Here is a 23,943-nt window from a genome sequence, read left to right as displayed (position 1 = left end):
TAAATTTCTTTTGTTAATCTTTAACTTTGTTTTTTTTCATGTATAGGATTTATTTTTTTTTCTTAATGTTAGCAACGATGTTTAATCATTTAAACTCCAAAGAGTACAAGGAATTGTATAAGATCAAATTTTTAGAAGAGAAATTGTCGAATGGATTGCATGTTATCTTGCATCAAGACAATACAAATCCTTTAGTTTCTATTTCTGTTTTATATCATGTAGGAAGCAAAAATGAAACTCCCGGGAAATCTGGTTTTGCTCATTTTTTCGAACACCTTATGTTCGAAGGATCCAAAAATATTAAAAAAGGAGAATTTTTTAAGTATATAGCATCCAATGGTGGAAAAAATAATGCTTATACAAATCATGATGAAACTTGTTACTATGAAGTTTTACCATCTGATCGTCTACCATTGGCTTTATGGTTAGAATCGGAGAGAATGCTTCATGCTAAAGTAGATGAAGAAAGCATTAATATACAAAGAGAAGTAGTAAAAGAAGAAAAAAAGATGCGTGTGGAAAATCAGGCATATGTAACAGCTGTTTCGGAAGTGATTCCTTCTTTATTGTTTAAAAAACACCCATATAGATATCCCATTATTGGATTTGAAAAAGATTTGGATGCAGCTACAGAAAATGATTATAAGAAATTTTATAAAACATATTATGTTCCAAATAATGCTGTTCTAGTTGTAGCGGGTGATTTTGATATGAATGAAGCAAGGAAACTAATCAAAAAATATTTTTCTACCATTCCAAAAGGAAAAATAGATTTCAGAATGAAAAAAATAGAAGAAGAACCTATTAAGGAAGAAATATTTTATAGATATGTGGATAAAAATACTAAAGTACCCGGAGTGTTTTTATCGTATAGAGTTCCAAAAATAACAAATGAAGACTCTTATGTGTTAAAAATGATAGATCACATATTATCTTATGGAGAAAGTTCACGTATCATTAAAAATATTGTCAATTCGAAACAAATGGCTTCTTATGCAGGTTCTTTTTTAGACACAATGGAAGATTATGGAATTTTTATTATTTATGGACTTATTAATCCTGGAATTAATTTAGATCAATTAACGAAAATCATAGATGAAGAAGTTGATCTACTAAAAGAAAAAGGAATCACGGAACATGAATTAAAAAAACAGATAAATTTTTTTGAAAAAAAATTTTTATACGATAATTATTCTATGTGCGGGATCGCTGCAAATTTATCTCATTATTATTTATATTATCACAATGCGAATTTAATTAATACCGATATAGATAAATACCGTAAAATAACTGTAGAAGATATAAAAAAAGTAGCTAACAAATATTTAAATAAAAACAATAGAGTTCGTTTATACAATGTTCCAGATAACAAATAAATTTTTAAAAAAAATTATTCTTATTGCAACAATTTTTTTTTATACAACAATTATGTTTGCTCATACTGTTAATCGTAATATTCCCCCTAAATCTTTAAAAAGAAAAACTACTATCAATATTGAACAACCTGAATTTTTCCAAATGGAAAATGGATTGAAAGTTTTGGTTGTAGAAAATCATAAACTTCCTTTGGTTAGAGTTGGTTTAGAATTTGACTGTAAACCTTTTTTGGAAAAAGATAAAGCTGGAATAAAAAAAGTTTTTGGTCAAATGCTTCGTTCTGGGACAAAGAATTATTCCAAGGAAGAATTAGATGAAATGATTGATTATATGGGTTCTAATTTATACACTTCTTTTTTTGAAATATCTATTTCTACTTTAAAAAAGTATTTGAATAAATCCGTTTTTATCGTGAATGATATTTTAATGAATAGTAAATTTGATAATTCCAAAGAATTAGAAAAAATAATAAAACAAAGAATTATAGATCTTCATCTTTCAGAAAAAGATCCTAATTCTATTTTACAACGTGTTAAAAATGTTTTATACTTTGGAAAAGATCATCCTTATGGAGAGTATGAAACTTATGACACCATTAAAAATATAACTCTTGATGATTTAAAAAAATTATACGAAAAATATTATATTCCAAATATATCTTATCTTTCTTTTATAGGAGATATTTCAAAAAAAGAAGCAGAAAAATTATGTAATCTTTATTTTTCCAAATGGAAGAAAAAATCATATTTGGATGAATTCTCTAAAGAAAAATATTCAGTTCCTTCTGAAACTGAAATTGATATAGTGGATCTTCCAACTCTCACACAATCTACTATTTGTTTTGGTGCACCTGTTTGTTTTAAGAAAAATGATCCTTTATATTTTTCTTCTGTATTAGCAAACGGAATTTTAGGTGGAGGAGCTCAAAGTCGTTTGTTTTTAAATCTTAGAGAGAAAAAAGCTTATACATATGGAGCATATTCTGTTTTAAAATCTGATAGAAGTATAGGTTATTTTTCAGTTTATACTCAGGTGAGAAATGAAGTGACAGAAGAAGCAATCAAAGATATTTTAAAAGAAATTGTAAAAATAAAAAAGTATAAAGTTCCTTATGAAGAATTAAATATTAAGAAAAAAGAAATAAATGGCCAATTTATTCTTGATTTAGAAGATCCAAACAGAATTAGTGATCTTTTTATCTGCGAATTAATAAATAATCTTCCAAGTGGATTTTATAGAAATTACTTAAAAAAAATACAATCAGTTACTACAGATGATATCCATCAATCATGTAAAAAATTCTTTCCTATTAAGAATAGTAGAATTATAATTGTTGGAAATGCTAATGATATTTTACCCAGTCTAAAGAAGTTAGGTTATCCTATTCGTTATTTTGATCAATTTGGATCTTTATTAAAAAAAAATGAAAAATGAGTAAAGATCATTCTTTGGAAGATCGTATTGTTTTCGTGTTGAAAAGTATATATGATCCGGAAATTTCAGTAGATATTTATGAACTAGGTCTTATTTATGACATTCAAGTTAATGATGAAAAAGAGGTTAAAATTGTAATGACTTTAACTTCGCCAAATTGTCCAGTAGCAGAGAGTTTACCTATAGAAGTAAAAAACAAAATAGAGTCTTTAAAAGAAATAAAAAATGTAGATGTAGTTTTAACATTTGATCCTCCTTGGAGTAGAGAATTTATGAGTGAGGAAGCTCGTTTAGAACTAGGTTTATTATAAAAAATTTTTTAATTATGAGTATTTTTAGTTTACTATTTTATGGAATATTAACTCTTTTAATTCTATCTCTTTTTTCCAGTTTCATCTTCATTGTTAATCAAGAAACGGCATCCATTATTGAAAGAATGGGAAAATTTCATAGTGTCCGTTATGCTGGATTAAATTTTAAAATTCCTATTTTGGATCATATAGTAGGAAAACTCACTTTAAAAATTCAACAACTAGATATTTTAGTAGACACAAAAACTAAAGATAATGTTTTTGTAAAAGTCAAAATATCAGTTCAATTTAAAGTGATTAAAGAAAAAGTATACGAAGCTTTTTATAAATTAGATAATTCTCATGCTCAAATTACTTCTTACATTTTTGATGTTGTTAGAGCAGAGGTACCAAAAATGCGTTTGGATGATGTTTTTGAGAGAAAAGATAACATTGCTCTTGCAGTAAAAGGAGAATTAGAAGGATCCATGTTAGATTATGGATATTCCATCATTAAAGCGTTAGTTACAGATCTTGACCCAGATGAACAAGTGAAACAAGCTATGAATCGTATCAATACAGCAGAAAGAGAAAAAGTAGCGGCTGAGTATAAAGCAGAAGCTGAAAGAATTAAAATTGTTGCTAAAGCTAAGGCAGAAGCTGAAAGCAAAAAATTACAGGGAAAAGGAACAGCCGATCAACGTAGAGAGATAGCTAGAGGGATATTGGAGTCCGTTGAAGTATTGAATAATGCAGGAATCAATTCACAAGAAGCATCTGCTTTGATTGTGGTCACACAACATTATGATACTCTTCAGTCTATGGGAGAAGGAAGTAATACCAATTTAATTTTATTGCCTAATTCACCAGGAGCAGCTAGTGAAATGTTAAATAATATGATTACTTCATTTAATATTTCTAATCAAATTGGAGAAACACTTAAAAAGAAAATCAATAGCAAAAAAAATAAATCATAAAATTTCATGGAAATTATAGGAAAAGTTAAAAAGATGTTTGAAACTCAGAAATTTGACAGTGGATTTAGAAAAAGAGAAATTGTTATCACTACTGAAGAGGCATATCCTCAAAATATATTAATTGAATTTATTCAAGATAAAGTAGATTTATTAGAAAATGTAAGACCAAAAAATAAAATAAAAGTTTTTATCAATATTCGTGGAAGAGAATGGACTAATCCTGAAGGAGTGATTAAATATTTTAATTCTATCCAAGGATGGAAAATAGAAGATTCCTCTACAGGTTATTCAAAAAAAACTTCTGCTGCTATATCTCCATCTTTATCCTCTGATGATTTTGATGATTTACCTTTCTGATCTAAAATTATAACAAATTGTTTCTTAATAATTCTTGATAAATTATGTCCTTCTTGACATTCCACTTTTGGGAAGGTGAATATTCTTTGGCATAAGAAATAATTTGAAGATGTAACTTTCTCCAATTTATTTTATTGAAAATATGTCTAGCATCTTTTTCCGTTTTTTTAACACTTTTTCCATCACTTAATTTCCAACGATACATCATTCTGTGGATATGAGTGTCTACAGGAAATACAGGAATGTCTGATACATGAGATAAAAAAACAGATGCTGTTTTATGTCCTACTCCTGGTAAAGACTTTAATTCTGAAATGTTTTTAGGAATAATACTATTGTATTTATTTATCAAAATAGTAGATAAATCATAAATATTCTTAGATTTCTTATTATAAAGTCCTATATTTTTTATATAGTTTTTTATTTTTCCAATAGAAAGATGAATCACATCTTTAGGATTTTGAATCTTTTTAAATAAATATTTTGTTACTTCATTTACTTTTTTTTCCTTACTTTTTGCAGTAAGAATAACAGCAATGAGGAGAGTATATTCATTGATATAATATAAAGTGCTAATTGGATTTGGATATAAAAAATCCAATATTTTTTCAATTATTTTTATTTTTTTAATCATAAAATTCATATTCTTTGAATAGAAACTTTCACATCGTTGTTTTTTTCATTCATCTTTAATAAGATTTGATTTCCTTTTTTTAACTTTTCACTAATTATACATTCTGATATAGGATTTTTAATAAATTTTTCTATTACTCTTTTTAAAGGACGAGCTCCATATTCATGATCAAATCCTTTATTTTTAATAAAATCTTCTACTTCAGGAAGAAAAATTAATTTATACCCTAGATTAGATACATGAAGTATTATTTTTTCTAATTCTATATGAGTGATTTTTGATATATCTTTTTGTGTTAGAGAATTAAAGATGATAACATCATCTATTCTATTTAAAAATTCTGGAGAAAAAGTTCTTTTTAAAGCTTTTTCTAACACATTTTTAATATAATTATTTGATTGTCTTGCTTGAGTATGGAATCCTATTCCTTGACCAAATTCTTTTAATTGTTGTGTCCCTGTATTTGACGTAAAAATAATTACGGTATTTTTAAAATTAATTTTTCTTCCAATACTATCTGTTACACATCCGTAATCTAAGATTTGCAACAAAATATTAAAGACTTCATGATGTGCTTTTTCTATTTCATCTAATAATATGACAGAATAAGGTCTACGACGTATAATTTCTGTTAATTGTCCTCCCTCTTCATAACCAACATAACCTGGAGGAGCTCCTATTAACCTAGAAATAGAGAATTTTTCCATATATTCACTCATGTCTAGACGTATTAATGATTCTTCTGAATCAAATAGTTCTCTTGTAAAAATTTTTGCTAAATAAGTTTTTCCAACACCTGTTTGTCCTAAAAACATAAAAGAACCTATTGGTGAATTAGGATCTTTTAATCCAGTTCGGTTTCTTTGAACTGATTTCACTATTTTTTCTACTGCTTCATCTTGCCCTACTATTTTTTCTTTTAATATATCTATCATTTTATTTAACTTATTCATTTCAGCTTGAGCTATTCTGTTGACTGGAACTCCACTCATCATAGATACCACTTCTTCAACATTTTCTTCGGATACGATTTCTTTATTTTCCTTAGAAGATTCTTCCCACTCTTTTTGAGCTTTTATTAATTGTTTTTCTATACGTTTTTCCGTATCACGCAAACGTGCAGCTTCTTCGTATTTTTGGCTTTTGACTACTTTGGATTTTTCTTCACGAATATTTTCCAATTCTTTTTCTAGAAAAACTATTTCTTGTGGCACTTTTATATTTTTGATATAAACGCGAGATCCTGCTTCATCTAAAGCATCAATTGCTTTGTCTGGCAAATAACGATCGACTATGTATCGTACAGTAAGATTTACGCAAGCTTTTATAGCTTCTTCTGTATAAAGTACATTGTGATGACTTTCATATTTTCCTTTTATTTTTTTTAAAATTTCTATAGTCTCTTCTTCAGAAGAAGGTTGCACTATAATTTTTTGAAATCTTCGCTCTAAAGCTCCATCTTTTTCTATATATTGTCTATATTCGTTTAACGTAGTAGCACCAATACATTGAATATCTCCTCTTGCTAAAGCAGGTTTAAATATGTTAGACGCATCTAATGATCCAGTGGTTCCTCCTGCACCAATTATAGTGTGAATTTCATCTATAAAAAGGATTAAATCTGCATTTTTTTCTGATTCATTTATAATTGCCTTAATTCTTTCTTCAAATTGACCTCTATATTTAGTTCCAGCAACTAAGCTGGCTAAATCCAAAACAACTACTCTTTTATTGTATAGGACTCTAGAAACTTTTTTTTGCACAATACGTAATGATAATCCTTCAGCTATGGCAGACTTTCCTACTCCAGGTTCTCCTATGAGTAAAGGATTATTTTTTTTCCTTCTACTCAATATTTGAGAAACTCGTTCTACTTCTTTGTCTCTCCCTACTACAGGATCTAATTTTCCTTTTATTGCTATAGCATTCAAATCTCTCCCAAAATTATCCAAAACAGGAGTTTTGCTTCTGATTGAAGCTCCTCCATAATAACCGGAACCTGTTCCACTTCCTCCAGATCCGTAAGGAGATGAAGTAGAACTATCATTTTCAATGTCTTCATCTGAATAAGCAGAAGATAAAAAAATTTTTTTTCTACTGTTTGACGAGTAATGATGAATCATAAATTAAAATCATTAAAAGTGTTTAGTATTCATATTATCGATTTTCTTAGAAAATGAATAGAAATTTTTTTCTAAAAATTTTAACATAAAGTTTGTTAATTAATTATAAAAGATTTTTTTCTTCTTGTGAAGAAGATATTCTTAAATTTAATCGTTCTATTAATGTTTTTACTAATTTATTTTTTTGAGACAAGAAATTGTACTTTTCTATTGGATATTCTTTTGATTCTTTTTTTATTACTTTAAATTCCAAATGTGGATTATTTAATTTTTTCTTGAAATATTTTTCAAAATTGGTTTGAATGAATAAAAAATCTCTATTTTCCAATTTACAAGGAATCATAAAAAATATTTTATTTTTTATAATTTTAAATTGTATTTCATTTTTCAAAAAATCTAAATAAATAGGATTTATCTTTTCTGAAAATTTTTGTACAAATTTGATCCAATTTTTTTGTAAGAAATTAATTTTTTCATTCTCTTTATAAGAGGAAAATTCTTTACTCTTTTTTAGAAAGTTTTCATGATTTTTTTTATGAATGAAAAAAAAATGTGCTAATTGAATTAAATGTATTTCTATTGACAATCTGAAATTTTGATTGTTTAATCTGTATTCTTTTTCCAAACGATGAAAAATGCTCAAAGCATGAATTAAAAAAAAGAAAGATATTTTTTTTGATTGTTCGATATAAGATTGTATGATTTCCTTTTTAAATTTCAAAATGGAAATTGTTTCATTATTTTTAGAAAAAAATAAATTTCTGAAATGTTTGGTTAATCCAACTACCAAATTATGAGAGTCAATTTTTTTTTGTAAAATTTGATTTAACAGAGTTAATGTTTTATAAACATTTTTATCTAAAAGAGAATCTACTATTTCAAAATAAAACTTGACATCAATTATTCCCAATTTATTCATTATATAACATTTGGATATTTTTATTCCATTGGATATGAATCTATCAAATAAATGAATCGCTTTGCTAAGAGATCCTTCTACATGCTTAGAAATAATCAATAAAGCTTCATTTTCTACTTCTATATTTTCTTTTTCCGCAATCATTTTTAAATGAAAAAAAATGTCTTTTACAGAAAGACTTTTAAATTCAAAAATTTGACAACGTGACAGAATAAATTCCGGAACTATTTTTTCTTCTATTCCGAAAAAAATGAATAATATATGCGTATTTTTTTCTTCTATAAATTTTAAGAAAAAATCAAAAAAATCTTTAGAAAATTTATGTATTTCCTTAATAATAAGAATATTGTACTTCCCTTTTTTAGGGAAAGAGCGAGATTTATGAATAATTTTATAAATATCCTCCAAGGAATTGTGAAAAAAACCATTAATCTCAAATGTATTTAAAGAAAAATCTTTGAATTCTGAAAAAGAATTCAATTCATTCGCTAAAATATGTGCACATGCATTTTTTCCTACTCCTTTTGGTCCAAAAAAAAATAAAACTTTAGATAAACGATTTTCTTGTATTGCCTTTTTTAAAGTTCTAGAAATATTATCTTGTCCCACTAAATCATTCCATTTTAATGGTTTATATTTATCGGTTAATACAATTTTATTAGAAAAAACTTTATTCATAAGCATCTATCTTATCTGCAAAATTTCTTGAATTTTATCAGCAGCATCTTTCAATGTATCTGTCGAATAAATGGGCAATAAACTCTTTTGAAGGATTTTTTTTGCAATTTCCTCATTTGTACCTTGTAAACGAACAACCACCGGAATTTTAATATCATGATTAATTTTAGAATATGAATTAATTATTCCTTTTGCTACTGTATCACAACGGACTATTCCACCAAATATATTGATTAATATTGTTTTAACAGATTGATCTTTCAATATAAGATAAAAAGCTTTTTCTACACGTTCTTTATCCGCAGAACCTCCTATATCTAAAAAGTTAGCAGGTTCTCCACCACAAAATTTAATCATATCCATAGTTGCCATAGCTAATCCAGCTCCGTTGACCATACATCCTACGTTTCCTTCCAATTTCAAAAAATTTAACTTAGCTTCATTCGCTTCTTTTTCAATGAGATCAAGATCTTCTTGATCATACATCATGGCATATTTCTTATGACGAAACAAAGCATTATCATCTAATACAATTTTTATATCTACAGGAATAATTTTGTTATCAAATGTTTTTATTAAAGGGTTGATTTCTAATAGTAAAGCATCGCAAGTTTTATAAGCTTCATAAAGAGAAATCAAAAAAGAACTAAAATTTTTTAAGGAATCATTATTCATCCCCAGATTAAAAGCTATTTTTCTAGTTTGAAATAATTGTAATCCAAATATTGGATCTATTTCTTCTGTATATATTTTATCTGGTTTTTTTTTTGAAAGATCTTCTATATTGACTCCTCCTTCTTTGGAATAGATTATCATATTTTTTTCTATGTCACGATTAAGTAATATAGATAGATAATATTCTCTAGGAGGATTAAACTCGTAAGAATAAATATCTTCAGATAATAATATTTTTCTAACTAATTTTCCTTTTTTAGAAGTTTGTGGAGTGACTAAAAATTTTCCTAATATATTTTTCGATTTTTCATAAACTTCATCTAAAGTTTTCGCTATTTGAATACCACCAGCTTTTCCACGTCCACCTGCATGGATTTGAGCTTTAATCACCAAAGATTTTCTTCCAGTTCTTTTAAAAATAATTTTTGCTGCTTCCACAGCTTCTTCTGAAGAAGAAGCAAGTATTCCATATGGAACTTGAATTGAAAAAGAATTCAATATTTCTCGACCTTGGTATTCATGTAAATTCATTGAAAATAATTTTATTTACAAGTAAATTTAAACTAAAATTCGTTTATTTTTGAAATGTTCCTTTAACTTGTTGATTTGGTTTATTAAGAGTTTTAAATTTACGGAAAAGAGTTTTAAATTTACGGAAAACGGAAAGATGATTCAGGCTGAAAATATTTACAAGTCTTTTGGAAAAGACGAAGTGATCAAAGGAGTGAATCTTTTTGTGAAAGAAGGGAAGATGGTGTGTATTCTGGGGGAATCTGGCGCAGGAAAAAGTACACTTTTACATATATTAGGAACTTTGGAAAAACCTACTCCAAAGAAAAAAATAAAAACTGTCCTAAAAATCAATGGAAAAGAAGTCTTATCTCTTTCAGACAAAGAACTTTCTATTTTAAGAAATCAAACAATAGGTTTTATTTTTCAAACACCTCAACTTCTTCCTGAATTTACTGCATTAGAAAACATTTGTTTGCCGGGTTTTATAAACAGGAAAAATAAAAACGATGTGAAAAAAAAGGCTAAAAATTTATTAAATCAATTAAATCTTTCTAAATATGAAGATTCAAAACCAGAAGAACTATCTGGAGGACAAAAACAAAGACTAGCTGTAGCAAGAGCTTTAATTAACAATCCTAAAATCATTTTTGCAGATGAACCTTCTGGAAATTTAGATAAAAAAAATGCGGAAAAATTACATAATTTTTTTTTCTTTAGAAAGAAACTAAAACAAACTTTTTTAATTGTCACTCACAATATGCAATTAGCAGATATGGCTGATGAAAAACTAAAAATAGAAAATGGAATAGTATATCAAATGAATAAAAAATAAAATATTTTATGCTTTTAAAAAATCAACTTTCTATTAAACATATTATAAAAAAACCGAACAATGAAAAAGAAACTGCTCTTTTTTTGATGATTCACGGATATGGAAGCAATGAAAGAGATCTTTTTTTTCTCAAAAAAGATCTTCCTGAAAATTTTTTCATAATTAGTATTCAAGGAATTTATTCCATTGGAATAGATAAATATTCTTGGTATGATATTGATTTTTCTAATGAAAAAAAATTTATTAATATTTTGCAAGCTCAAAAAACTATTGAAAAAATATCTTTTTTTATAGATGAAGCTATTCAAGAGTATCAATTAAAAGAAAATCAAGTTTGGTTATGTGGTTTTAGTCAAGGTGCTATTTTGAGTTATGTTTTAGCCTTAAAAAAACCTAATAAGATAAAAAAAGTAATTGCTTTAAGTGGATATTTGGAAAAAAGTCTTTTGCCGGAAAAAATGAATACAAATCTTTATACTGATTTAGAATTTTTTATATCTCATGGAAAATATGATACAGTAATTCCTTTGAATTGGACAAAAAGAGGATTAAAATTTCTTAAGAAAAAGAAAATACTTTCTTTACATTACAAAGAATATGAATCTGGACATACTTTAAATAGTTTAAATTACCAAGATCTTATGAATTGGATTAAAGAAAAACATATTTATTCTGAATAAAAAATTAAATCATGAGTAAATATTCGAAAGTAATATTATTTTTATTAATTTTTTTGGGATCTATTTTTCTCCTTTTTAAGGAGAATTATTTTTATGGAAGTATTCTAATTTTATTAAGTTTGATTCCTATTTTTTTTATTTTTAGAAATGAATTTTTATTATTGGCTTTTTTAAAAATACGTAAAAAAGATATGAAGGGATTAAAAAAGTATTTAGAATATGTCAAAAACCCTGAATTACAACTTACTAAAAATCAAATAGCTTATTATTATTTCTTAAATGGAATTTTGTATTCAGAAAAGAATATACTTCAATCAGAAAATTATATGCAGAAGGCTTTAGATTTTGGACTTAAATTTAAACAAAACATAGCCATTGCAAAATTAAACCTTGCAATAGCCTCTTTATCAAAAGGAGATAAAAAGAGAGCTGATCTTTTACTCTTGGAAGCAAAAAAAACGGATATTTCTGGATTGTTACATGATCAAATTCAAATTATAAAAATGCAAATGAAAAAAATGAATATTGGAAACAGACAAAATCCTTACATTAGAAATTAAAAACGTATAACCCACAAACCCTTATTTATATATCCTCCTTTATCAGATATTTTATGATATTTATATTTTCTGACTAATCCTGAAAAAGATTTTTGGTCTATTGTTTTAAATAAATTTTTGTTTTCAAAAAGTTTTTCTAATATGTCATAAGTTAAATCAAATCCCAATAATTGGTATTTATTTAAGTGATTTACAAATTTACTTTTCATAAAAGAAAACATTTCCCTTTTATTTTCATCGTTTTTATTTAAATGATATTTTGTTGTGAATAGAAATTTATATTTTCTGAATAAGGAAATATTTTTATAATAAATATTATGATAACCTACTCCAAAAGGGATTATTTTTTCATTTTTATTAATAAAATCAATAAACTCTTTTCCTAGGAAAGAATTTCCTCCTAAGAAAATAGCAAAAAAAGGAAGATGTTGACTGATATGAACAAAATTATTTCTAAAATAATAAATTTGAAAATGAATATTCCATTGCAATAGCTTTTTTCTTATAAAACTTATCATTTTTTTAGATGGATTCTCACCTAGCAAATACAAAGTTTTTATTTTATTTTTTTGATAAATAAATTTTATTTCTTCTAAAATAGGCTCTACAAGATAAACATCTTTCGTTTCGGCTTGAATAACATTTGGATAAACATTTAAAGAATCAGAAGCAGTCAGTGGAGAAATAATAGGCGTATTTTTGTTATTTTTAGCAATTTCTTCTAAAGAAGAACGAAAAAAAGGACCTATAATAGCATGAGTATTGGATAAATTATATGAATGGATAAAATTTGTTATCCTCTTTTTTTCATTTTTTGTATCAAAAACTTGAAAAGTTATTTTTTTTTTTTAAATAAAAGAAAATCAATAGCACTTTTAGCTCCAAGATAAAAATATAAAGCATTAACACTCAATCTTTTACTTTCTTGATTTATTTTTTCTTCTTTGACGAAATTAAAAAACAAAGGCAACATAAAAATTATATGAATGGAAGCTGTAGAGTTATATGTTTGATCTTCTTTTTTTTTTGTGATAACCGGATTATTGATTCCTTCTGAAAAAAACAAAATAACAAGAGAAAAAAAAACAAGAAAAATATTTTTCATACCATTTGATTTTTTTTTATAATTCTAATATTTTATGAATGTTTTTTTCACTTCCTCTCATTAAAAATTTTATTGGATTTTCTATAGATTCTTTGACAGCTTTTAAAAATCCAACAGATTCCCGTCCATCGATTATTCTATGATCGTAAGATAAAGCTAAATACATAATAGGACGTATTTCAACAGATCCATTAATCGCTACAGGTCTTTCCATAATTTTATGCATTCCCAATATGGCACTTTGTGGTGGATTTATAATTGGAGTAGATAACATGGATCCAAAAACTCCGCCATTAGTAATGGTAAAAGTTCCTCCTGTCATTTCATCTATGGATATTGTTCCATTTTGAATGCGTGTTGATAATTTATTGATTTCCTGTTCTATTCCACGAAATGATAAATGTTCCGCATTTCGTATGACAGGAACCATTAACCCTTTAGGGCCAGATATAGCGATACTAATGTCACAATATTCAAAATTTATTTTTTCTTCTCCACTAATCATAGCATTAACATCTGGATACATTTTCAATGCTCTAACACAAGAAAGAGTAAAAAAAGACATGAAACCTAAATGTACTCCATGTCTTTCTTGAAAAATTTCTTTATATTTTTTTCTTATAAGAAAAACTTCTTGCATATCAACTTCATTGAATGTAGTTAGTGAAGCCGTTTCATTTTTTATAGATACTAATCTTTCAGCAAGCTTTCTTCTTAGAGAAGAAAGAAGTGTTCTTGTTTTTGATCTATATATTGTAATAGATCTCTCTACAGACGATGAAAAAGTTTGATTTTCAATAAAAACACAATCTGCTTTTGTAATTCTTCCATCTTTACCTGTCCCTTGAACAGATTCTATAGGAATATTCTTTTCTTTTAAAATTTTTTTTGAAGCTGGAGAAAGAATTTTCGCATTTACGGAATGAAACTCTTTTTCATCATTTTTATTTTGATGAAATTCTTTTTTGCATTCTTTAGAAGTATCGATAAGGCATAAAACATCTCCAACTTGTATTTTTTCTCCTTTTTTTACCATTAAGTTTATCACCCCATTCTCTTCTGCAGAAATTTCTAAAGTAGCCTTATCTGAATCTATTTCTGCTATTGTTTGACCTTTAGAAACATAATCACCATCTTTAACAAACCATGTTGAAATCTCTACTTCCGTTATTGATTCTCCTGGCGAAGGGACTTTGACCTTTGTTATCATAATTAAAATTTTAAATATTACAAAATCAAAAAAAAGCTTTTTTTAATATTTTATTTTGAATTTTCAAAAAATCTAGATAAGATCCTGTAGATGGACTAGAACTCTCAGATGGAGCAATTAAATTAAATGAAATTATATTTTCTAATTTTCTTAAAATAAAACTCCACAATCCCATATTTTCTGGTTCTTCCTGTACCCAAATAACTTCTCTTTTATTTTTGTATTTAGCAAGTAATTCTTTAATTTTTTCCATTTTCAATGGATAGATTTGTTCTATACGAATCAATGCTGTTTTTTCATCTTTCAGGGCTTCTTTTTTATTAAGTAATTCATAATATATTTTTCCAGAACAAAAAATTAATCTAGTAATTTGATTAATATCTATCACTGAAGTATCATCCAAAATTTCTTGAAATTTTCCTTTAGAAAGATCTTCTATTGTAGACAGGCATTTTGCATTTCTAAGTAAACTTTTAGGAGTAAAAACTATAAGAGGTTTGCGATATTTTAACTTCATTTGTCTTCTTAAAAGATGATAGAAATTAGCTGGAGTTGTGCAATTCACCACAAACAAATTGTTATTGGCACAAAGTTGCAAATAACGTTCTACACGTGCAGAGGAATGTTCCGGTCCTTGTCCTTCATATCCATGGGGAAGTAATAATACAATTCCATTGCTAATTTTCCATTTATTTTCTCCAGAGGAAATATATTGATCTATGATGATTTGTCCTCCATTTCCAAAATCTCCAAATTGAGCTTCCCATAAAGTTAAAACATGAGGAGAATACATAGCATATCCATAATCAAAACCCAATACCCCATATTCTGAAAGAGGAGAATTATATACCTGCATTTTTCCTTGTCCCATACGTATCTGATTTAGAAGAATAATTTCTTCTTCTTCTTCTGTTTTTATAATAGAATGACGCTGAGAGAATGTTCCTCTTGCCACATCTTCACCTGATAAACGAATATGAACTCCTTCATCCAAAAGTGTTCCATAAGCCAGTAATTCTGCCATACTCCAATCCACTAATTTTTTTCCAATCATTTCTAATCTTTGTTGAAAAATGGATTCCGTTTTTTTAAAGAATTTTTTCTTTTTGGGAAGAGAAAAAATTTTATTGGATATATCTATAATTTTTTTCGTTGGAATTTGTGTATCTACTCTTTTAAAAATATCTTCATCACTAGATACTATAGGAAAACTTTTCCATTCTTCTTCTAGAAAAGAATTCAACACATTCCATTTAATGTTTCTTGCATCATTATATCCTCCATTCAGAATCTGTTCATATTCTTTTTCCATATTGATTATATCATCATTATTAATGATTCCTTCTTTTTCTAATTTTTGTTTATACAGATTATAAGAATTTGTATGTTTTGAAATAGCTTTGTATAAAGAAGGTTGAGTGAATCGAGGTTCATCCCCCTCATTATGTCCATATTTTCTATATCCAAGTAGATCTATAAAAACATCTTCATGATATTCCATTCTAAAATCTACAGCAAAATGAATTGCTCGTATAACAGATTCAACATCATCTGCATTAACATGCAATACTGGAGAAAGTACGACTTTTGCTACATCAGTGCAATAAATACTAGAACGTCCTTCAGTATAATTTGTGGTAAAACCTATTTGATTATTAAGTACAATATGAATTGTTCCTCCAGTTTTATATCCTTTTAATTTAGATAATTGTATCACTTCATATACAATTCCCTGACCTGACAATGCTGCATCTCCATGAATTAAAATAGGAATAATTTTTTCGGAATTACTATTTTGATTATAAATAATATCTATTTTTGCACGTGCAATTCCTTCTACAATGGCATCTACAGATTCTAAATGTGAAGGATTTGGAACCAAATTCATTTTAATGCATCGTCCTTGACGATTTTTTCTAACTTTAGAAAATCCTAGGTGATATTTTACATCACCAGAAAAGGTTTTTTCTTTGTACTCTTTCCCTTGAAATTCACTAAATATTTGAGAATAATTTTTTTGAAAAAAATTAGAAAGAAGATTTAAACGTCCCCTATGTGACATTCCAATTATAAAATCTTCTGTTAAATATTTTCTTGATGTATATTCAATGATCTCTTCTAATGCAGGTAATGCTGATTCATTTCCTTCTATAGAAAACCTTTTTTGACCTACAAATTTGGTGTGAATAAAATTTTCAAATGCAACTGCTTCATTTAATTTTCTCAAAAAAAACTTTTTCTCTTCTGCAGAAAATTGCAGTTTTTCTTTTTGAAACCATTTTTCAATCCATTGAATTTTTTTGGAATCAGAAATATACATGTATTCTATTCCTATAGAACCACAATAAATATTTTTTAGATAATTGATTATATTTCTCAATGAAGTCTTTCCAATACCTATTAATTTTCCAGCTTCAAAAAAAACGTCAAGTTCTTTTTCAGATAATCCGAAATTTTTTAAATCCAAAGAAGGAAAATATTTTCTTCTTTCTCGTATAGGATTCGTGTGAGTAAAAAAATGACCTCTTTTTTTATAAGCATGAATCAAATTCAATACTAAAAATTCCTTGTGGATAATCCCAATCCCGTTATCATTCTTAAAATTGAAAAATTTTTTCTGATTTTCTTGATTGATTGATTGACGAACGGTTTTATAGTTTTCTTCTCCAAAATCAAATCCATGAAAAAAAGCACTCCAACTTTTTTCTATTGAATTAGGATCTTTTTTATACTTGTTATATAGAAATTCTAAATCTTTAAAATGAATGGTATTTAGAAAAGAAAATCTATCACTCATATACTATTTTTTACTTCAAATTTAAACATTTTAAATATCTATCAAAGTTTATTTGATTTTTTATAGCTATTGTATCTTTTAAAATCAAGCTCAATCCGCTTTTTTCAGTTCCTATAGCTGTAGCGAAAAAAGACTTTCCCCAATATTGTCCATGTATAGAAGATGCCATTTTACATATTATTTTATGAGCATGAATATTTTTGCTTTGAATGACAGAATCTGAAATAGATATAAAAATAACTGGTTTTTTTTCTTTTAGAAATCCCACAATCATGAATAAATTAGATATTTCATGTCTTAAATCCAAAACGATTTTCTTGATAAGATTCATATCTTTTTCTTGAAATGGATCAATATCACATATATAGTTAATTGAAGATAGTTGAATAGCTTTTGAAGAATATTCTTTTTTGAGTGCTTTAATTTTATGCAAACGTATTTCTGATATTTCTTTCTTTAATTCTTTATTTTCATTTTGTAAAATGATAAAATTCCTCAAAGGAGATTCCGGATATTTCATCATCTTTTTTAAAGATTGATATTGATCATGAATTGATTTCAAGTATTGTATTGCTTTTTTTGAAGTGATTGCCTTAATTCTTCGTATTCCATATGATACAGAAGATTCTGATATAATTTTAAAAATTTGAATTAATCCAGTATGTTTCACATGGGTCCCAATACATAATTCAGACGACTTTCCAAAAGTGATTACTCGCACTTTTTGTTTGTATTTATTTTCGAATATTTCACTCTTATAAAAAGAAGTGTTTTTTTTAGCTTCTTGCAAGGAAGTAAATCTTTCTTCTTTTAGAAGAAGATCAAAAAAAATTAATTCTTGGACTAGATTTTCTATTTTATGCAATTCTTCAATAGTTATTTTTTGATAATGAGAAAAATCAAATCGTAAATAATCATCTCCTACATAAGAACCTTTTTGTTGAATATGATTTCCTAAAACTTGTTTTAAAGAAAAATGTAATAAATGAGTAGAAGTATGATTTTTTTCAATTTCTGATCTTCTATTTTTATCAACTATAGCTCTAAAAGAAGAATAAACATCTGAAGGCAATTTTTTAGAAGAATGTATGATAATGGAATTTTCTTTTTTAGTATTGAAAATAAAAATTTCATCCGTTTTACTTTTTATTAATCCAGTATCTCCCAACTGGCCTCCTCCTTCAGGATAAAAAGGAGTTTTTGAAAAGACTAACTCATAATGATGAGTTTTCTCTAATTGGTTTTCTATTTTTCTGTATTTCAAAATTGAAATATCACATTCTATCATATCATATCCTACAAAATTTACATTTTCGTGAATAAATTGATGATGATGTACTTTTATCCAATCTGTTTTTTCTATTGTATTATTTTCTTTTCTGGATCTATTTTTTTGTTCTAACAATTTTTTATAAAATAAATTTTCATCAATTGATAAATTATTTTTTTCAACTAAAATTTTAGATAACTGTATAGGGAAACCATAAGTATCATATAATTGAAAAATGGTTTTTCCATCAATAATTTTTTCATTTTTTTCTTTAGTTTGTTCTATGATATATTGAATTTTATGACTTCCTTTGTCAATAACTTTTAAAAAAGATAATTCTTCTTCATAAATCACATTTTTTATGTATTTCATTTTCTCTTTCAATTCTGGAAAAGAACTTTTCATTTCTTTCACTAAAGAGTCTACAAATTGATAAATAAAAGGCTCCTTTTTATATAAAAAACGGGTAACATAAATGACGGCTCTTCTTAAAATTCGTCTTATAACATAACCAGCTCCATTGTTTGATGGCAATTGACCATCTGAAATAGAGAAAACAATGGCCCTCAAATGATCTGCTATTATATGTATGGATACTTTTTGGTTAAAATCTTCTTTATAAATTTTTCCCAAAGATTCTTTTATATTCTGAATAATTGGAAAGAAAATATCAGTTTCATAGCTAGAAAATTTTCCTTGCAATACCATACATAATCTCTCCAAACCCATCCCCGTGTCAACATGTTTTATCGGAAGTTTTTCTAATGTTCCATCTGATTTACGTAAGAACTCTATAAAAACAAGATTCCAAATTTCTATCACCTTTGGATGTTTCTTGTTAATGAGATATTTTCCAGGCAGGGTTTGTTTTTCTTTTTCATTGCGTAAATCTATATGAATTTCTGAACAAGGGCCACAAGGCCCTGTCAATCCCATTTCCCAAAAATTTTCTTTTTTTCCAAAAAAAATAATATGATCTTTGTTTATTAAAGTTTGCCAATACTTTAAAGTTTCATGATCTATGGATAATCCTTCTTTTTCGTCTCCAATAAAAACAGATATGTAAATGTTTTTTTTTGGTATATTATAGACTTCAACTAATAACTCCCAAGCCCATTCTATTGTTTCTTTTCTGGAATAATCTCCAAAAGACCAATTTCCTAACATTTCAAACATGGTGTGATGATAATTATCATATCCCACATTTTTCAAATCATTGTGCTTACCAGTTACTCTAAGACATTTTTGAATATTGACTATTCTTGAATAATCAGGTTTGACATGTCCTAAAAAATAATCTTTAAAAGGATTCATCCCCGCATTGATAAAAAAAAGAGTAGGGTCATTTTTTGAATGAATAGGAAAAGAAGAAATAATTTTATGTTTTTTTTTTTGAAAAAAATCAAGAAAAGTATCTCTTATCAATTTGTATTTCATAATACATCATTATTGTTTTTTTAGTTTTTCTTATAATATTTAGGCGACTGTTCTATAGCATCCATTATTTTTTCCATAATATTCTCAGTGGAGTCTTTTTTTAAATCTAATTGAATAGGTTCTTTAAATTTCATTTTCTGTAATACTCCCTTTTTCTTAATTCGAATTCCTTTTTTATCATAAGCTTTTTGAAATCCATCAATTACAATAGGAACAACAATAGGATTATATTTTCTGATCACATGAACAATCCCTCTTCGTCCAGGTGCAAAAGCCTGAGTTGTCCCTTGTGGAAAAGTAATTAACCATCCATCATTAAGAGCTATTCCCATACGAGTTATCTCAGATATATTCACAGAACGATTTACTTTTTTATCTCCTTCTTTCCATGTTCTTTTCACAGTAATTCCTCCAGAATAAGTAAATAATTTTGTTAAAAAACCTTGATCCATGGTTTCTTTAGCCGCCACATAGTAGAGATTCACTTTTGGATTCAAAAGATAAATAGGATTCTTAATGCTATTTATAAATCCATTTTTTACACTACAAAATACATGAAACATAGCAAAAACATCTGCAAAATAAGTTTGATGATTTGAAACAAATAAAACTCTTTTGTCAGGTAGATCTTTAAGATATTCCGTTCCTTTCAATTGTAATTGATTAAATCCATTATAACGATTATAAGAAATGCAACCAAAAGTGAAAATTAAAAAACGTTTTATAAAATGTAAATTTCCAAATGCATCTCTAAATAGAGTGCTTTCTTTTTTTTTAAAATGTTTCTTTTTTGCTTTCTTAAAAAAAGATGAATGAAAATTCACTGTTTATTTATCTATTTTTGTAATGTTATGATATTTTGCAGAATAATAAGCGAAACCTGTGACAATGAACAAAATTAATAAACTATAATATATCCAAAAAGGAACAGAAACAGGATCTCCCTTAGCATAAGAATGTAATCCAGACAAGTAATAATTGACTCCAAAATAAGTCATAATAATAGAACTTATTGACAATATGCTGTAAAAATTAAAAGCAAATATACTTCTCATACATGGAATCAAACGAATATGCAATACAAAAGCATAAATCATAATACTAATCAGAGCCCAAGTTTCTTTTGGATCCCAACTCCAATAACGTCCCCAACTGTTATTTGCCCAGACTGAACCTAAAAAAGTTCCTATTGTTAATAAAAAAAGTCCTATGGTAAGACACATTTCATTAATAATAGTTAATTTTTCAATATGAATTTGAATTATTTTACTATAATAATGAAAATATGCTTTTAATATATATAAGAGTAACACAAAAAATCCTAAAAAGGATCCTGTTAAAAAAAAACCATAACTGGTTGTTATTGTTGCTACATGTATAATCAACCAATGAGATTTTAAAACTGGGACCAAATTTGTTATTTCTGGATCCATTGTATTTCCATGTGCAATCATTAATAAAATAGATGCTATTAAGGTTGTCATTCCTGAAACCAATTGATTTTTATAAAATAAAAAACCTATTCCAACTAAACAAAAACTAATAAAAATGGCAGATTCATATCCATTAGTCCATGGAGCATGTTCAGAAATATACCATCTAAAAATTAAACCTAAAAAATTTGAAACAAATAGAACAGATAAAATGAAAAAAAATACTTTAGAAAAAAAATACATGTATTTTTTTTGAAAAAAAATTATCAAAAAAGAATTAAGAATAATAATTATTCCCAAAAAAGCATATAAGAAAGATAAAACATAAAATATATTGAGTTTATTATAAATAATTTCTATGGATATTTTGTTTTCCGAAGGCAAAATAGATTTAGCATGTTTTATTTGATAGAGTCGTATTTTTTTGATTTCATTATCTGCAATTCGCCAATTTTTTTCATTTTGAGCATCAAATAAAGATTTTAGGTAATTATTAAACATAGAAAAACCTGAAGGATTTAATCTGTTTGAATCTGATATCATCCAACTAGACCAAGTATGATTCCTATCATTTGGGATAGGAAAAATTCGAATATATTTTCCTTGAAAAATCTCATGAATAATTCCTACACGTTCACTAAGACTGAGTACCGCTTTATCATATTCGTCTCTTTGCATAGGATTTTTAGAAAAAGCTTTTTCATAGTCTTCTTGAAGGACAAACTTTAATTTTGATGTTTTTGGATCTAAAATATAAAGATCTATCAGAGAAACATAATATTCTGGATTTGCTTTTACTTTATTTAAAAATTTATATCCTCCTTTTTTATCTACTTTAATAAAAGGTATTTTTGTCCAAAATATATTATCTTGAAGTATGGAGATAAACCATTGATTAGCATCTATATTTTCTATAAAATTTCTTTTATGTATTTTTCTAAGAAGTTCAATAGCTATAGTATTGACAGGTTTTATTCTTCCTTTATGATCTTGTACTAATAAACGTCCAAAATTTTCACTATGTTTTTTAGGAATATGGATAGCTTCAGAAACATTTTCTAAAGGAATTTTTTTAAATTCATGTACTTGATTATGTGTTTGAGTAAAAGAAACATAATTATTTCCTAACAATAGAAATAATGTGAAAAATAACATTGAATGATTTTTAGAATATAAATTTCTCAATTTATTTTTCAAATAATTAAATCTAGTTCCTTTCCAAAATAAAGTAAAAAACATCCCTATACTCATCAAAAAATAACCTACATAGGAAAAATAGGTTCCTAAATAATCATTATTAACAGAAAAATGAGTTCCTTTTCCATCTGGATCATATCCAGATTGAAAAAACCTATATCCCTTATAATTGAGAACATTGTTCATGTAAATCAAATAATTTTTTTTCTTTTTTTTGTCTATGAGCGTGATATGACTCATAAAAGATGAAGGGAATCCAGACCCTGGATAATTTTCTATTTTAAAATTATTTAATCGCAATAAAAAAGGAAGATTCCAAAATATAGATCCATATCCAATGGATATTTGATAATCCTTAAATAATAAAGGATCACTCATTTTTGTTGTATTTTTTCCTCCTAAAAAGGTCACTAATTTGGATTGATTTAGAAAAGATATTTCTGCCGTAATAGCACTTAATAAATTATTATTTTCTTCTTTTTCACATGATTTGATATACTCTAATTTTCCTTTCATAATTCCTTCGGGAATAACCCACTGCATCATTCCATGATCTGTTTTTATTCGATATAAATGTTTTATTTTTAAAATATCAAAAGTATTTTTGAGTAAAGAATGGTTTTTTTTATTAATCATGTTTATATATTCTCCTGAAAAAGAAGAATTTAAAAACAGATTATTATTTTTTTCAACAATTTGTATCCCTAAAGGTATTTTCTTATTTAAAGAAAATATTACCCCATTGATTTTCGTTATATTTCCATCTTTAAGAAAATTTTCCGTTCTTCCTTTTTGATTGTTTGAAATAATCTTTATAATTTTTTCTTCTGGTTCTTTTTTAGAAAAAATAACTTTAGCACATGGAATGTAATCTATAATTTTTATTTTTAAAGGATTATCCTTAAAAAAAAATTTTCTTTTATATTTCTTATGATAAGAAGAAAGAATATAAGGATCATGATAGAATCTGGTATAGTTTTCTTGACTAATTCTTAATTTTATGTAATTTTTTCTAGAAATGATTTTTCTATTAATTTCTCCTTCTCTTATAGACATGATTCCTTCAAAACTATAATACCTAGAAAAAATTCCTCCAATAAAGAGAAATACAAATGATAAATGAAAAATAAAAAGAGGGAATTTTTCATAATTCCATAATTTATATTTCCATATATTTCCTATCAAATTGATTGTAATTAATAACATTATAATTTCAAACCAAGTAGATTCATAAACAAATATTTTGGCAAAATCAGTAGAATATTTCTGTTCCAGAACAGTAGCTATAGCCATAGATATAGCCAACAATAAAAATAAAAAAGAAGTTATTTTTGTTGAAAAAAAAATTTTTTTTAACGTTTGCATATTAATTGTATTTAATAAATATAAAAACGAGTTATTCGAAATAAATCAATAGTAAATAAATTGTATTTAAATGAGATCCA

At 26.2% G+C, this 23,943-nt stretch carries 19 protein-coding genes; 8 read left to right on the top strand and 11 right to left on the bottom strand.

Features of this window, described 5'->3' with window-relative positions; translation table 11 throughout:
* Positions 1 to 77: 77 nt before the first annotated feature.
* From H0H68_RS00290 to H0H68_RS00270, 5 genes are read left to right on the top strand one after another with little or no spacing between them, the layout of a single operon-like run.
* Positions 78 to 1,376, top strand: coding sequence for a M16 family metallopeptidase (locus H0H68_RS00290; protein WP_202983693.1), 1,299 nt, complete (start codon positions 78 to 80; stop codon positions 1,374 to 1,376).
* Entirely contained in the window at positions 1,357 to 2,811 is a 1,455-nt protein-coding gene (locus H0H68_RS00285) for a M16 family metallopeptidase (RefSeq protein ID WP_185853385.1), read from the top strand. The genes H0H68_RS00290 and H0H68_RS00285 overlap by 20 nt, the downstream gene beginning before the upstream one ends.
* Positions 2,808 to 3,122: an iron-sulfur cluster assembly protein gene (locus H0H68_RS00280; protein ID WP_185853384.1), complete on the top strand. Its 315-nt coding sequence runs from the start codon at positions 2,808 to 2,810 to the stop codon at positions 3,120 to 3,122. The genes H0H68_RS00285 and H0H68_RS00280 overlap by 4 nt, the downstream gene beginning before the upstream one ends.
* A gap of 14 nt (positions 3,123 to 3,136) precedes the next feature.
* Positions 3,137 to 4,078 carry an SPFH domain-containing protein gene (locus H0H68_RS00275; protein WP_185853383.1) on the top strand — a complete coding sequence of 314 codons (942 nt, stop codon included), beginning with the start codon at positions 3,137 to 3,139 and terminating at the stop codon, positions 4,076 to 4,078.
* Positions 4,079 to 4,084: 6 nt separating this feature from the next.
* Positions 4,085 to 4,435 carry a DUF3127 domain-containing protein gene (locus H0H68_RS00270; protein WP_185853382.1) on the top strand — a complete coding sequence of 117 codons (351 nt, stop codon included), beginning with the start codon at positions 4,085 to 4,087 and terminating at the stop codon, positions 4,433 to 4,435.
* 7 nt (positions 4,436 to 4,442) lie between these two features.
* On the opposite strand, the gene H0H68_RS00265 is transcribed toward H0H68_RS00270, so the two are convergent.
* The 4 genes from H0H68_RS00265 to sucC form a co-directional block, all read right to left on the bottom strand.
* On the bottom strand, positions 4,443 to 5,078 hold the full coding sequence (locus H0H68_RS00265; RefSeq protein ID WP_394366743.1) for an endonuclease III domain-containing protein: 636 nt from the start codon (positions 5,076 to 5,078) through the stop codon (positions 4,443 to 4,445).
* Positions 5,075 to 7,192, bottom strand: coding sequence for an ATP-dependent Clp protease ATP-binding subunit (locus H0H68_RS00260; protein ID WP_185853380.1), 2,118 nt, complete (start codon positions 7,190 to 7,192; stop codon positions 5,075 to 5,077). The genes H0H68_RS00265 and H0H68_RS00260 overlap by 4 nt, the downstream gene beginning before the upstream one ends.
* Before the next feature lie 103 nt (positions 7,193 to 7,295).
* Positions 7,296 to 8,789, bottom strand: coding sequence for an AAA family ATPase (locus H0H68_RS00255; protein WP_185853379.1), 1,494 nt, complete (start codon positions 8,787 to 8,789; stop codon positions 7,296 to 7,298).
* A gap of 6 nt (positions 8,790 to 8,795) precedes the next feature.
* Complete coding sequence (sucC, locus tag H0H68_RS00250; RefSeq protein ID WP_185853378.1) at positions 8,796 to 9,995, bottom strand: ADP-forming succinate--CoA ligase subunit beta; 1,200 nt, start codon at positions 9,993 to 9,995, stop codon at positions 8,796 to 8,798.
* 136 nt (positions 9,996 to 10,131) lie between these two features.
* On the opposite strand from sucC, the gene H0H68_RS00245 reads away from it, so the two are divergent.
* From H0H68_RS00245 to H0H68_RS00235, 3 genes are read left to right on the top strand one after another with little or no spacing between them, the layout of a single operon-like run.
* Entirely contained in the window at positions 10,132 to 10,809 is a 678-nt protein-coding gene (locus tag H0H68_RS00245) for an ABC transporter ATP-binding protein (protein ID WP_185853377.1), read from the top strand.
* Between the two features lie 8 nt (positions 10,810 to 10,817).
* A complete protein-coding gene (locus tag H0H68_RS00240) occupies positions 10,818 to 11,489 on the top strand; it encodes an alpha/beta hydrolase (RefSeq protein WP_185853376.1) in 672 nt (223 codons plus the stop codon).
* An 11-nt stretch (positions 11,490 to 11,500) separates the two neighbouring features.
* Positions 11,501 to 12,049, top strand: coding sequence for a hypothetical protein (locus H0H68_RS00235; RefSeq protein WP_185853375.1), 549 nt, complete (start codon positions 11,501 to 11,503; stop codon positions 12,047 to 12,049).
* Here H0H68_RS00235 and H0H68_RS03175 read toward each other — a convergent pair.
* The 7 genes from H0H68_RS03175 to ccsA all read right to left on the bottom strand — a co-directional run bounded on the left by H0H68_RS03175 (position 12,046) and on the right by ccsA (position 23,863).
* Positions 12,046 to 12,567 (bottom strand): hypothetical protein, encoded by a 522-nt coding sequence (locus H0H68_RS03175; protein ID WP_238783959.1) that lies wholly within the window; start codon positions 12,565 to 12,567, stop codon positions 12,046 to 12,048. The genes H0H68_RS00235 and H0H68_RS03175 overlap by 4 nt on opposite strands.
* A gap of 317 nt (positions 12,568 to 12,884) precedes the next feature.
* Positions 12,885 to 13,154 (bottom strand): hypothetical protein, encoded by a 270-nt coding sequence (locus H0H68_RS03170; protein ID WP_238783958.1) that lies wholly within the window; start codon positions 13,152 to 13,154, stop codon positions 12,885 to 12,887.
* A gap of 16 nt (positions 13,155 to 13,170) precedes the next feature.
* Complete coding sequence (odhB, locus tag H0H68_RS00225; protein WP_185853374.1) at positions 13,171 to 14,364, bottom strand: 2-oxoglutarate dehydrogenase complex dihydrolipoyllysine-residue succinyltransferase; 1,194 nt, start codon at positions 14,362 to 14,364, stop codon at positions 13,171 to 13,173.
* 25 nt (positions 14,365 to 14,389) lie between these two features.
* Positions 14,390 to 17,161: a 2-oxoglutarate dehydrogenase E1 component gene (locus tag H0H68_RS00220; protein ID WP_185853373.1), complete on the bottom strand. Its 2,772-nt coding sequence runs from the start codon at positions 17,159 to 17,161 to the stop codon at positions 14,390 to 14,392.
* Positions 17,162 to 17,171: 10 nt separating this feature from the next.
* Positions 17,172 to 19,868, bottom strand: coding sequence for an alanine--tRNA ligase (gene alaS, locus H0H68_RS00215; RefSeq protein WP_185853372.1), 2,697 nt, complete (start codon positions 19,866 to 19,868; stop codon positions 17,172 to 17,174).
* A gap of 20 nt (positions 19,869 to 19,888) precedes the next feature.
* Positions 19,889 to 20,692: a lysophospholipid acyltransferase family protein gene (locus H0H68_RS00210; protein ID WP_185853371.1), complete on the bottom strand. Its 804-nt coding sequence runs from the start codon at positions 20,690 to 20,692 to the stop codon at positions 19,889 to 19,891.
* Between the two features lie 3 nt (positions 20,693 to 20,695).
* The gene (ccsA, locus tag H0H68_RS00205) at positions 20,696 to 23,863 is read right to left on the bottom strand and encodes a cytochrome c biogenesis protein CcsA (protein ID WP_185853370.1); all 3,168 of its coding nucleotides are present in this window, start codon (positions 23,861 to 23,863) and stop codon (positions 20,696 to 20,698) included.
* Positions 23,864 to 23,943: the final 80 nt, after the last annotated feature.

Source organism: Blattabacterium cuenoti, assembly GCF_014251555.1.
Classification (GTDB): Bacteria; Bacteroidota; Bacteroidia; order Flavobacteriales; family Blattabacteriaceae; genus Blattabacterium; species Blattabacterium cuenoti_P.
This window is presented reverse-complemented; position numbering and strand designations above follow the sequence as displayed.